Here is a 12,661-nt window from a genome sequence, read left to right as displayed (position 1 = left end):
TGCGATCAAAAAAATGAAAATATTTCTCAAGGAAGGCATAAATGACAGCAGTAATTTCTGATAGTCCATACAGAAACCAAATCCCTGAAGTTGGCTGGTGGGCTGGTAACTTTCGTCTCACCAATCTATCGGGCAAATTGTTGGGCGCTCATATTGCCCACTCTGCATTAATCCTGTTGTGGGCTGGCGGAATGACTTTGTTCGAGTTGTCTCGTTACAACCCAAGTTTACCAATGTACGAACAAGGGTTAATCCTGCTCCCTCATTTAGCAACTCTCGGTTTTGGTGTTGGTGCTGGCGGGCAAGTTACTAGTACCTATCCCTACTTCGTCATCAGCGTTTTGCATCTGATCCCTTCAGTAATTCTGGCAGCAGGTGGTATTTATCACTCTTTACTGGGACCCGAGGTATTAGAAGATAATCCCACCTTGGCTGGCTTTTTCGGTTATGACTGGAAAGATACAGGTAAGATGACGACAATCTTAGGCATCCACCTGATGCTTTTAGGTTTGGGTGCTTTGCTTCTCGTCGCCAAGGCAATGTTTTGGGGTGGATTATTTGACCCTTGGGTAGCTGGCGGCGGAGATGTGAGGGTTATTAATCATCCGACGCTGAACCCCGTCCGCATTTTTGGCTACTTGTTCGGTGCTTGGGGTTCGGAAGGAATGGCGGCTGTTAATAATTTGGAAGATATTGTTGGCGGTCACATCTGGGTTGGTTTGATGTTAATTGGTGGTGGTATTTTCCACATCTTGACTCAGCCGTTTGCCTGGGCGCGTCGAGTTTTAATTTATTCGGGTGAAGCGTATCTTGCCTATAGTATTGGCGCTGTAGCCTATATGGGCTTTTTTGCGGCGTACTTTGCCTCAGTGAACAATACCGCATACCCTGAAGTGTTTTACGGTCCAATTCGCACTTTGGAAAGTTCTCCTGGGATTGTTTCTAGCCGTGGTTGGTTGGTAACTTTCCATTTCGTCCTAGCTGTCATATTCCTCCTGGGTCACATTTGGCACGCCCTCCGTTCCCGAGCGATCGCCGCTGGATTCGATTTGAAAAAAGGCGACTTGATCCAGCCACCGTTATCAAATCCTCAAACAGGCGATCGCTTCTCGTCAGTTGATGCTGCCGATCTGACGCTGAACTTTCTGAAATACTTACCAATTTATCGTCCTGGTATAACACCTCTCTCACGGGGGCTAGAAATTGGGATGGCTCACGGTTATTGGTTGGTTGGTCCTTTTACAATATTAAGTTCGCTAGGTTCCTTAAACGACAGTCGTGCCAGTAATTTACTCGGTCTACTCGCCGCAGGCAGTTTGATTGCCATCCTGACGATTGGGTTCTCAATTTACGGTAGTACCTCACAGGAAAAAACCTTAGTTACAGTTCCGCGACCGAATTTTGCAATCACAGTACCAAACGTTCCAGAGTCTTTACAAACCGTAGATAACTGGAGTCAATTTTCGACTGGATTCTTTATTGGTGGAATTGGCGGAGCAATCTTTGCTTATTTGCTCTTAGATAATCTGATTTTATTTCAGATGATTCCCGCGATCGGGGGTTAGAAGAGAGCTGAAGAAGCTGAGGGAGCTGAGGGAGTTCAATCTAAAATCCAAAATACTCCGACTCCCCACTCCCGACTCCCATTTTCAGCGCAAGTCTCATTATCAATCAGTACAAATCAAGGTGAATAGAATGGCAAAAGTTGGTATTTTTTATGGTTCCACAACCGGAAAAACTGAAATGGTTGTCGAATCACTTCAAAAAGAATTTGGTCAAGATGTAGTAGATTTGCATAATATCGCTGACGTGGATGAAAGCGATTTTGAGGAGTATACTAATTTGATTGTTGCTTGCCCTACTTGGAACATTGGCGAGCTTCAAAGCGATTGGGATGGTTTTTTCCCCGATCTAGACAGTATTGATTTCAGTGGTAAGAAGGTAGCTTATTTTGGTACTGGCGATCAGGTTGGTTATGCCGATAACTTTCAAGATGCAATGGGTATTCTAGAAGAAAAAATTGCGGAGTTAGGTGGTACAACTGTTGGATATTGGTCCACAGATGGTTACGACTTTAATGAATCTAAAGCTGTAAAGAACGGAAAGTTTGTTGGTTTGGCGATCGACGAAGATAATCAATCTGATTTAACTGACGAACGAGTCAAAGCTTGGGTAGCACAACTCAAGAAAGAGTTTGGCATTTAGTTTCATAGTTAACAGAAATTTGTGGGGTACGTTCATCAACGCACCCTACCAGTCATCTCAACTCTGAAGGAATTTTTCATGTCATTTCCCCATTATTTGTGGTTAAACACTAGTTCGAGTTTGCGTTGTTTTGAACAGCCTTTGTTAAATTATTTATCTAAACGAGTTTCAATTGCTCGTTGGGAATATTTGCAGACTCAGGATGAAGCTAGTTCGCTCGATATTGCCATAGGATTGTTACACGACTATCTACAAAATACACCCCATCCCGTTCACTTAATTGGACATAGCACGAGTGGCTTATTAGGATTCTTGTACGCACGCCAATATCCTGAAAATCTTGCTTCTTTAACTCTTCTAGGTGTAGGTGCAGATGTTGCCCTTGATTGGCAAGTTCACTATTACACTCACTTACAAGCTCTGAATCGGAAAAAAGTTTTATCTACAATGGCTTATAATTTATTTGGTTGTTATGACGATCGCACAATTGAGGGATTGGTAAAGATTTTAGAAAAAGATCTCGATAGTTCGCTTTCACCCCATTCTCTTTGGCAAAGAGCTAATTTCCCTCATAATGGCGTGTCAGTACCATTAATGGTTTGTGGAAGCCTAGACGATCCAATTGTAGAAGCTACCGAACTCCATAAATGGCAACCTTTGTTAAAAGCAAGCGATCGCTTCCACCTTCATCCTGACGGCGGACACTTTTTTCACTTCTTTCAATCGCAACAAGCAGGAAAACATATTCTTAGCTTCTGGCAATCTTTATGTCTGTTAAATCAAATGCAGGTAATAGTCAATAAGGGTTAAGTCAAAAGTTAAAGGTCAAAAGTCAAAAATTAAAAGTTCAAAATTATTAGCTATAAATAGCAAATGACTAATGACTAATGACTAATAACTAACAACCAGATTGAAAATCCGATGTGCCATTTCTAACTTAGTCCCAGGTGCGATCGCAATTCGATCGCCTGCTTTGTTTAAAAAAATCGCTTGATTGTTGTCGCTGCCAAAGCCACTATCGGGTAGATCGATCGGATTGGCAACGATCGCATCTAATTTTTTGCGGTGTAATTTTTCTAAGGCTGGAGTGACTATATCTCCCATTTGGGCAGCAAAGCCAATTAAAATTTGTTGGGGCTGCTTGCAATGTCCTAACTGGGCGAGAATATCAGTCACGGGTGCGAGGGGCAAACTTTCGGGTAGCGATCGCTTGGGTAACTTTTCGCTGCTGTAGTTTGCAGGTTTCACATCTGCTACAGCCGCCGCCATCACTGTAATATCAGCAGTAGGAAAGCACTCTAACATTGCCTTCTCCATTTCTGCCGCACTGACAACAGGTAGCGATCGCACTCCTGACGGTATTTCTGCGTTGACAATACCATGTACTAGAGTTACATCTGCACCCCGATTGACAGCTGCTTGTGCCAAAGCTATTCCCATTTTGCCCGTGGCGGGATTACCGATAAACCGTACCGGATCGAGATATTCTCGCGTTCCACCCGCGCTAATTAAAACTTGTTTTCCTAACAAGTCTCGCTTGCCAGACGTACATAACAAAGACTGAATATGAGTCACAATTTCTGCTGGTTCCGCCATCCGCCCCGCACCAACGCGATCGCAGGCTAGTAACCCATATCCTGTAGACATCCCATAAAATCGGTTGTCTGTCAATAATTGCTGCCAGTTACGCTGTACTGCGACTTGTTGCCACATCTCCGTATTCATGGCTGGGGCTAGTAATACGGGGCAGGTAGAAGCCAATACCGTATTTGTTAACAAGTTGTCAGCCATGCCATATGCTAATTTTGCCAGCGTATTTGCTGTCAGGGGTGCAATTAGCATAATTTCCGCCCACTCCCCTAAATCAATGTGTAAGGGACGCTGATGGGTAGGTTGCCAAAAGTCCGCATCAGTATAAGCTGGATGGCGAGACAAAGTTGATACCGTCAGTGGAGTGATAAATTGTTGAGCAGAATCGGTTAAGATAACCTTTGCTTCCGCCCCAGATTTAACCAGGGTAGAAATAACTTCGCAAACCTTATAAGCCGCAATCCCCCCGCCAATTCCAACTAACACCCGCCTGGGCGATTTTAGATTCATCTCAACTTACGACTCCTGTACGGGCGGGTTTAACTCCAGAATTATGCGCGATCGCACGTAGATCTTCAACAAACTCGCCCCTACGATTCCTGTACGGGCGGGTTTAACTCCAAAATTACGCGCGATCGCATCGCTATTTTCCCACAAACCCGCCCCTACGATTTATTCCGACTTACGACTTACGACTTACGACTTATTCACGATTCATCGTATGGTTCCAAATCGAGAAGATGAATATATGGTTCCACTAATTCTGGACGTTGAAAAGCGATCGCCCTGAGTAAGTGCCAATCTTGCAAGCCGTCAAAAACATGCGTGTAGTTGTCTTGTTCTAAACGAGTTGCCAGTTCCGACACGTCTGTTGCTGACATAGCAGCAATATCCTGCCGAGAAATACTTGAAGTCTTCATCATGCTACGATCCTCCCCAGAATCAGTTATCAGTTATCAGTTGTCAGTTATCAGTTAGTTCCGACTTCCGACTTCTGACTTCCGACTTTCCTCCAGTCCCCTCTATATACTACTCACTTTATCAAGGGTAAATCTCCGCAAGTTAACGGATTGCGATCGTAATTTTAATACTTGTTAAGTAAATATCTTTTTGGTGCGTGGTAGTTGGTAGTTGATAGTTGATAGTTGGACGCACTCACTCCTCACTCCTCACTCCTTGCTCTCACAAACTGCTGAATCAGTGGTAGTACTTCTGGGCGAATTTCGTGTCCCATGTCAAATTCTTGGTACTGGACGGCAGCACCCAAGGCAATTAAGTTATCTCTAGCGTATTGGGCTGCTTTGAGTGGTACGACCGTGTCTTGCCTACCATGCACGATGAGTACTGGCGGAACTTCATCTAATTGTTGCGAGAGAGGATGCATATACCCGCTTAAGGCGATTAAACCCGCCAGAGGTAAGCCTAATCCTACATCCAAAGTCATTGCTGCCCCCTGGGAAAATCCACTTAAGATCGTTCTTGACAGGGGTACGCCAGTGGAAGCTTCGAGGGAAAGCAGCCAATCTTTCAAAATCTGCCTACTCTCATGAATACCTTGATACTCTTGGCTAGAAAGGTCGTACCACATCCTACCGACAGAAGTATAAGGATGGGGAAAAGGAGCGTTGGGAAATAAAAATTGATATTTGTTTAGGTTTAATAAAGGTACGAGAGAGGCTAAATCTTTAGCATTTGCCCCCCAGCCGTGCAGTACTACAACCAATCCTGCTGGTTTCGTCCCCGTTGTTGGCGCAACCGCGATCGCTTCTAAACTCAAAGCTTTACTCCCACCGTTCAGCTTTCTTAATATATCTTAAAAGTGACTAGTGGCTAGTGGCTGGTGACTAGAAAAGAGTCTGGTTCCAAAGGTTCCACTACCAACTACCAACTACCAACTACCAGATTAAGATTGGGGTAGTTACTTTGTCTCATCCTACTTGATGAAAAGACTGCGCCCGATCGCCATTATTGCAGGCATTGCTATTGCCTTGGGGTTAGTTCTGTGGTTGGTGAGTTCCGTAGCACAGATTGCCGAGGTATGCAGGTATTCGCCGCTACTGTGCAATTTCCTCATTGCCTTAATTATTGGGTTGATGTTGGCATTGATTGCGGCAATTGTCTACTACATACTCGTGATTCAACGGGGAGAAAGGCGATCGCAACGGAGAAAACAGCAAAGACAGGCGCAACAAACACAGATCCCACCGCAAAAGACGGAAGCTGCGGCGGAAAATCTCTCAGCGGTAAGACAGCAAGTTGCCCAAATTCAAGATGAGGTGACGCGACAGGCGTTAATCGAGCGATCGCAGGACATTGAAGCGAATCTAGCACGGGGAAATCTTCAAGTTGTCGTCTTCGGTACGGGTTCGGCTGGTAAAACTTCGCTGGTAAATGCCATTTTCGGGCGCATTGTCGGGCAAATTGCCGCACCGATGGGAACGACGACGGTAGGACAAACCTATACTTTGCGCTTAAAAGGTTTAGAACGCAAAATTTTGATTACCGATACTCCAGGGATTCAAGAGGCGGGCGTGGCGGGAACGGAACGAGAACAGGTAGCCCGTCAGTTAGCAACTGAGGCAAATTTACTGTTATTTGTGGTTGATAACGATTTGCGACAATCGGAATACGTACCTTTACGGGCGTTGATTTCAATTGGTAAGCGATCGCTATTAGTTCTGAATAAAACAGATTTGTATGCCGATGAGGATAAAGAACAAATCCTTGCCCGGTTGCGCGAACGGGTTAAAGATTTAATTGCAGCAAATGATGTTGTGGCGATCGCGGCTAACCCTCAACCCGTGACATTGCCAGAAGGGGAAATCTTTCAGCCAGATATCGAAGTCACTCCCTTATTACGTCGCATGGCGGCGATTTTGCGGCAGGAGGGAGAAGAATTAATTGCCGATAATATTCTCCTACAATCTCATCGTCTGGGGGAAGAAGCGCGTCAGCTGATCGATACCCAACAGCGACAGCAAGCCGAGAAAGTTGTCGAAAGATATCAATGGATCGTGGCGGGTGTGGTGTTGGTCACGCCGATACCAGTAGCCGATTTACTCGCAACTGCGGCTGTTAACGCCCAAATGGTGGTAGAAATTGGCAGCGTTTACGGATGTGAGTTAAATATCGAGCGAGGAAAGGAACTTGCTTTATCTTTGGGTAAAATTTTGGCAAGTTTGGGTATTGTGAAAGGGGCATTTCAGTTACTCAGTGCTGCTTTGCAACTCACCGTACCGACTTTTCTGATTGGCAGGGCAATTCAAGCCGTGACTGCGGCTTATTTAACTCGGATTGCTGGCAGAAGTTTCATTGAATATTTCCGCCGCGATCGCGATTGGGGTGATGGCGGAATTGCGGAAGTCGTACAGCAACAGTTTCAATTAAGTCGCCGCGATGAATTTATTCGCGAGTTCGTTCAGCAGGCGCTCGCGCGGGTGATTCAACCTTTAACCAGTCGTCAAACTACAGAAAATGAGCAGGAGTGGCGATGAGAACTCATTAAGTGCCTAACTCCTCTAAGACTTACGTTTAGACTTTTTCAGAGACGACTAACGACTACTCCTTTAATTTTTGTTGAGTTATTTCACCAATCTCGAATTTCCCCTTCAAGATCTTGCGGTAAGACTGAGGTAAAGTCAAAAAGTCAAAAGTCAAAACTGACTGTTTGTCACTACTCACTTATGACTAATGACCAATGACCAATGACCAATGACCAATGACGTTCTTTTAGGTCAAGCATGAATGCTGCTGAAATTTTTGAAGGAATTGCGCTGTTAATTGAGCTGGCACAGAGAGGAGAAATCGATCCTTGGGATGTCAGAGTCATTGAAGCGATCGATCGCTACTTGAATGCGCTGCTAGCAGCCCAAGAAATAACACCAGGCTCATACGAATCAAATTTATCTCAATCGGGACAGGCTTTTTTACTGGCATCGCTGCTAGTCTTATTTAAAGCCAACACCCTCACTGGACTAGATTCTCCCCCTGACGAGTTAGAACTGGATACAGAAGAGTTATTGCTGGTAGGGGAAGGGGAATTTGGTACGCGGTTGCGTTTACCTCTAGAACAGCAATTACATCGTCGTCCGGTTGCCGTACCTCCCCAAAAACGCCCTGTAACCCTCCAAGATTTGATCGAGCATTTGCAGTTAATTGCGACTCAGTTGCAGTCTGAAGGCAATCTGACAGCCAAAACTAGCCGCAGCCGCCGTTCTGTATCTCAGTCACGCGCAGATGCTCGCAAGCCCTTAGAACTGGCTCACCAGGAAAATCTGACTCAAGTAGCGCGAGAACTCGAAGAGTTTTTATCTCGCTACTCGTCACAATTTTTTACTTTAGAACAAAATTGGCTAAATTTAGAACAGTTAGTAGATTTATGGACGCAAACGAAACAAGTCGCCACATCTATCGTAGCTACTATGTCTCATAGCGAATTGCCGAGCGATCGCGGTTGCCCTTCATCGCAAAAACACGAAAAAGTCAGCGTCTTCTGGGCGTTGCTGCTACTCTCAGCCCAATCTAAAGTGGAATTGTCGCAAGAAGAGTTTTATCAAGATATTAAAATTCGGACTTTGAGCGATCCCGTACAATTGGCGATCGGCGATACTGACTCCAAAACCACTGTATGTTCTGTTTAAAAGGGGGGGCAATCGCGCTTGGCAAAAAGTATTTAGTATGCTGTACTTGGCAGGCAACTATGCTGTGTAGTTTTCGGGATGATTTCGGTAGAGAATTAAACGAGGATCGAAAATGCAATCAAACGATCGCATTTGTTTTTAAGCAAGAGTCGATTTTGCATCAATCACTTACAGTTGTCTCATGTTGAGGAGTAGCTTCTGATGAAAGCCATGATTCTGGCAGCGGGTAAGGGTACGAGAGTCCGCCCCATTACCTACACCATCCCCAAACCGCTCATTCCCATCCTGCAAAAGCCAGTGATGGAGTTTCTCCTTGAACTATTGCGCCAACACGGTTTTGACCAAATCATGGTCAACGTCAGCCACCTAGCTAACGAAATCGAAAACTACTTCCGCGACGGACAGCGCTTTGGCGTACAGCTTGCCTATTCCTTTGAAGGAAAAATTGTCGATGGCGTTCTCGTCGGCGAAGCGGTAGGCTCTGCGGGAGGAATGCGGCGAATTCAGGACTTCGCGCCGTTTTTTGACGATACATTTGTTGTACTGTGCGGCGACGCGCTAATTGACTTAGACTTAACGGCAGCAGTGAAATGGCATAGAGAGAAAGGCTCTATTGCTACAGTCATCATGAAATCCGTTCCCCGCGAAGAAGTCCCTAGCTACGGGATCGTGGTGACAGACGAAGACGGACGAGTCAGAACCTTCCAAGAAAAGCCAAAAGTTGAAGAAGCTCTGAGTACCAACATTAGTACGGGAATTTATATATTTGAGCCAGAAATATTTAATTACATTCCATCTGGAGAAAATTTTGATATTGGTAGTCAACTATTTCCCAAACTTGTAGAAAAAAATGCACCTTTTTATGGCTTGGTGATGGATTTTGAATGGGTGGATATCGGTAAGGTTCCCGATTACTGGCAAGCCATTCGCGGCGTACTCCAAGGTGAAATTAAAAACGTCCAAATTCCAGGACATGAAGTTCGTCCTGGGATTTACACTGGTCTGAGCGTTGCTGTGAACTGGGACAAAGTAGATATTACTGGTCCCGTATATATCGGTGGAATGACGCGGATTGAAGATGGCGCGAAAATAGTTGGTCCTACCATGATCGGTCCCAACTGCTATATCTGTGGCGGCGCTACAGTTGACAACAGCGTCATTTTCGAGTACTCACGTTTAGGTCCGGGAGTCCGCCTCGTAGATAAGCTTGTCTACGGACGCTATTGCGTCGATAAAACGGGAGCCATGATCGATGTCCAAGCTGCTGCCTTAGACTGGTTGATTACGGATACCCGCGTCGAAACGCCATCCCAGCCTGCAATTGAAAGAAAGGCGATCGCTGAATTACTGGGGATTGAAGCTAGTTAATAATGCATGTAGGGGCGCACAGCTGTGCGCCCCTACAGATGGTTTGCGCCCCTACAGATGTTTCACCCCCTACAGATGGTTTGCGCCCCTACAGATGGTTTGCGCCCCTACAGATGTTTCACCCCCTACAACTTACGCTGGCGAAGACAAATACGTATATCGGCTCAGGCTCTGTTCGTAGGTTTGGAGGAGACGCTGGGATTCTTGCAAGGTAATTTGTTTTTCTGACATGGCTTGTTCGCTACGCTGGCGGATACTTTCAACCAGATCTTCAGCGTCGTACTGTACGTAGCCCAAAACTTCAGTCATGGTGTCGCCTTTAACAACATGTTCGATCTGATAGCCTTTGGGTGTTAGTTGAATGTGGACGGCGTTAGTATCTCCAAACAAGTTATGTAAATTACCCATGATCTCTTGGTACGCACCATTGAGGAACATGCCCAGATAGTAGGGTTCTCCTGGTTTGTAGGAATGCATTTCTAACACGGATTTCACATCTCGCAAGTCGATAAAGCGATCGATTTTGCCGTCACTATCGCAGGTTAAATCCGCTAGAATGCCCCGACGATCGGGTTCTTCGTCTAAACGGTGGATCGGCATGATCGGGAAAAGCTGATCGATCGCCCAGCAATCCGGTGCTGATTGGAATACGGAAAGATTGACGTAGTAGATGGAAGCCATGATTTTCTCTAGTTCTTCCAAATCGTCAGGTACGTACTCCTCATGGCGGGTAATTTCCATCAGCTTCTCGCAACAAGCCCAGTAAATCCGCTCTACCCTAGCTCTTTCTGTCAGGCGCATAATTCCCAAGTTAAAGCGGCTGATGGCTTCATCTTTAAACTGCACCGCATCGTGATACGCCTCTTGATAATTTTCGTTAGTAATCGATTGGTAAGTTTCCCAAAGGTGGTGGACGATTGGCGGTTCGTCCTCCTTGGGTGGTTCTGGCGTACCGAAAGGAACATCGGAAGTACTGACGACATCAAAGATCAAAACCGACTGATGGGAAGCAACCGCTCGTCCGCTTTCGCTAATTAGAGTCGGGACTGAAACTTGCCGTTCCGCACAGGCATATTTCAACTCTGCCACTATGTCATTGGCATAGTTTTGCATGTTGTAGTTTTTGGAGGCGTAGAAGTTAGTTTGGGAGCCGTCGTAGTCTACACCCAAGCCGCCACCTACATCCAAATACTTCATGTTTGCTCCCAGCATCGCCAACTCTACATAAATGCGGCTGGCTTCTTGAATCGCATCTTTAATGACATTAATCGCGGAGATTTGGGAACCGATATGGAAGTGGAGTAATTGCAGCGAACCGAGGAGATTGGCGGCGCGTAACTTTTCTACTGCTTGAATGATTTCAGGGATAGTCAAACCAAATTTAGCGCGATCGCCTGTAGAAGTTCCCCAGCGTCCCATTCCTTGGGTACTGAGTTTTGCCCGCACGCCTAAAATTGGCTGAATTCCCAACTGGCGACTTGCTTCAATTGCCAAATCGACTTCTTCAACTTGCTCTAGGACGACGATTGGTGTTTGTCCTAAACGGCTGGCTAGCATGGCGATTTCGATATATTCCTTATCCTTGTAGCCATTACAAACAATCAGCGCCCCTGGAGTATCTAGCAACGCCAAAGCAATCATTAACTCTGGTTTAGAGCCAGCTTCCAAGCCGAACTGGTGCGGTTTGCCAAATCGTACCAAATCTTCAATGAGGTGGCGTTGTTGGTTGCATTTGACCGGAAATACGCCACGATAAACACCAGGATAGTTGTAACGGGCGATCGCCTTGGCAAAACAAGCATTCAACCGCTCGATCCGGTCTTCTAAAATATCGGAAAAGCGAATTAACAGAGGTAGTCCCAAATTTCGCTGTTTTAAAGCATTTACCAACTCGTACAAATCCAACGAACCACCGCGATCGCCTTTGGGAGAGACTGTAATATGACCAGCGGCGTTAATTGAAAAATATGGTTCGCCCCACCCTTGAATTCGGTAGAGCGCTTCGCTGTCCTCAATCGTCCACGAACGCGATAATTTACCAGGAGCAATTTGCAACGACTTCGGCTTGCCGTTTTTTAGCTCGGTTGTGGTTTCTGCAACCGTTGCTGGCTCCATTTCTCCTACAGTTGGCTCTGCTCCCATCTCTATTCTCACCTCGTCTTTCTAACCTCTGTACAGCCCCACGCATAGCCAGTGTAACTTATTCAAATTAAGGTAATGGGTAAGTCGTAAGTCGTAAGTCGTAAGTCGTAAGTAACTGATAACTGGTCGCTGATTTAAGATAATCTGATTTTGATATTTGTTACTTGTCAGCAGTCATGAGTAAGTTACAAATGACAAATGACAAATGACTAATGACAACTCAAAGGAAGATAGCTGTGGAACGCACATTTTTAGCAATTAAGCCCGATGGCGTACAACGGAGTTTAGTCGGTGAAATTATTCGCCGCTTTGAAGCTAAGGGCTTTACCCTGGTTGGGATGAAGTTTATGAAAGTCAGCCGCGAACTTGCCGAGCAGCATTATGGCGTTCACCGAGAAAGACCTTTTTTCCAAGGTTTAGTTGAGTTTATCACTTCGGGTCCCGTCGTAGCGATGGTTTGGGAAGGCGATGGAGTTATTGCTTCAGCGCGGAAGATGATCGGTGCTACTAACCCCCTAACAGCAGAGCCAGGAACAATTCGGGGCGACTATGGCGTTAACATTGGGCGTAACATCATTCATGGTTCTGACGCACCGGAGACTGCCCAACAAGAAGTTAGCCTCTGGTTTAAGGAAGAAGAACTAGCGAGTTGGGAACCTAGCTTGACTCCGTGGATTAAGGAATAAGTTGACAGTTGACGGTTAACCGTTAACCGT

At 45.6% G+C, this 12,661-nt stretch carries 12 protein-coding genes; 7 read left to right on the top strand and 5 right to left on the bottom strand.

The features are described 5' to 3' along the window. The first annotated feature begins 41 nt into the window (after positions 1-41). The 3 genes from QH73_RS21505 (at position 42) to QH73_RS21495 (ending at position 3,015) form a co-directional block, all read left to right on the top strand. Positions 42-1,565: a chlorophyll a/b binding light-harvesting protein gene (locus QH73_RS21505; protein ID WP_039716227.1), complete on the top strand. Its 1,524-nt coding sequence runs from the start codon at positions 42-44 to the stop codon at positions 1,563-1,565. A 130-nt stretch (positions 1,566-1,695) separates the two neighbouring features. Then, the gene (gene fldA, locus QH73_RS21500; RefSeq protein WP_039716228.1) at positions 1,696-2,205 is read left to right on the top strand and encodes a flavodoxin FldA; all 510 of its coding nucleotides are present in this window, start codon (positions 1,696-1,698) and stop codon (positions 2,203-2,205) included. A gap of 78 nt (positions 2,206-2,283) precedes the next feature. After that, positions 2,284-3,015 carry an alpha/beta fold hydrolase gene (locus tag QH73_RS21495; RefSeq protein ID WP_039716229.1) on the top strand — a complete coding sequence of 244 codons (732 nt, stop codon included), beginning with the start codon at positions 2,284-2,286 and terminating at the stop codon, positions 3,013-3,015. 81 nt (positions 3,016-3,096) lie between these two features. On the opposite strand, the gene coaBC is transcribed toward QH73_RS21495, so the two are convergent. The 4 genes from coaBC to QH73_RS21475 all read right to left on the bottom strand — a co-directional run bounded on the left by coaBC (position 3,097) and on the right by QH73_RS21475 (position 5,593). Continuing rightward, positions 3,097-4,305, bottom strand: a complete 1,209-nt coding sequence (gene coaBC / locus QH73_RS21490) for a bifunctional phosphopantothenoylcysteine decarboxylase/phosphopantothenate--cysteine ligase CoaBC (protein WP_039716230.1) — start codon at positions 4,303-4,305, stop codon at positions 3,097-3,099. Positions 4,306-4,311: 6 nt separating this feature from the next. Further along, positions 4,312-4,452: a hypothetical protein gene (locus QH73_RS21485; RefSeq protein ID WP_165587759.1), complete on the bottom strand. Its 141-nt coding sequence runs from the start codon at positions 4,450-4,452 to the stop codon at positions 4,312-4,314. Positions 4,453-4,502: 50 nt separating this feature from the next. Then, on the bottom strand, positions 4,503-4,715 hold the full coding sequence (gene isiD, locus QH73_RS21480; protein WP_039717600.1) for a protein IsiD: 213 nt from the start codon (positions 4,713-4,715) through the stop codon (positions 4,503-4,505). 242 nt (positions 4,716-4,957) lie between these two features. Further along, entirely contained in the window at positions 4,958-5,593 is a 636-nt protein-coding gene (locus tag QH73_RS21475) for an alpha/beta hydrolase (protein WP_201278287.1), read from the bottom strand. Between the two features lie 142 nt (positions 5,594-5,735). On the opposite strand from QH73_RS21475, the gene QH73_RS21470 reads away from it, so the two are divergent. The 3 genes from QH73_RS21470 to QH73_RS21460 all read left to right on the top strand — a co-directional run bounded on the left by QH73_RS21470 (position 5,736) and on the right by QH73_RS21460 (position 9,803). After that, positions 5,736-7,289, top strand: a complete 1,554-nt coding sequence (locus tag QH73_RS21470; protein WP_039716232.1) for a YcjF family protein — start codon at positions 5,736-5,738, stop codon at positions 7,287-7,289. Between the two features lie 246 nt (positions 7,290-7,535). Continuing rightward, positions 7,536-8,435 carry a segregation/condensation protein A gene (locus tag QH73_RS21465; protein ID WP_039716233.1) on the top strand — a complete coding sequence of 300 codons (900 nt, stop codon included), beginning with the start codon at positions 7,536-7,538 and terminating at the stop codon, positions 8,433-8,435. 201 nt (positions 8,436-8,636) lie between these two features. Further along, positions 8,637-9,803 carry a nucleotidyltransferase family protein gene (locus QH73_RS21460; protein WP_039716234.1) on the top strand — a complete coding sequence of 389 codons (1,167 nt, stop codon included), beginning with the start codon at positions 8,637-8,639 and terminating at the stop codon, positions 9,801-9,803. A 132-nt stretch (positions 9,804-9,935) separates the two neighbouring features. Here QH73_RS21460 and speA read toward each other — a convergent pair whose 3' ends face one another. Next, a complete protein-coding gene (gene speA, locus QH73_RS21455) occupies positions 9,936-11,945 on the bottom strand; it encodes a biosynthetic arginine decarboxylase (RefSeq protein ID WP_039716235.1) in 2,010 nt (669 codons plus the stop codon). Positions 11,946-12,181: 236 nt separating this feature from the next. Here speA and ndk point away from each other — a divergent pair, with 236 nt between their 5' ends. Beyond that, entirely contained in the window at positions 12,182-12,631 is a 450-nt protein-coding gene (gene ndk / locus QH73_RS21450) for a nucleoside-diphosphate kinase (RefSeq protein ID WP_039716236.1), read from the top strand. Positions 12,632-12,661 lie beyond the last annotated feature (30 nt).

The sequence above is a fragment of the Scytonema millei VB511283 genome (assembly GCF_000817735.3).
GTDB lineage: Bacteria > Cyanobacteriota > Cyanobacteriia > Cyanobacteriales > Chroococcidiopsidaceae > Chroococcidiopsis > Chroococcidiopsis millei_B.
Note: the sequence above shows the minus strand (reverse complement) of the source record. Positions and strands in the feature narration are given on the sequence as shown.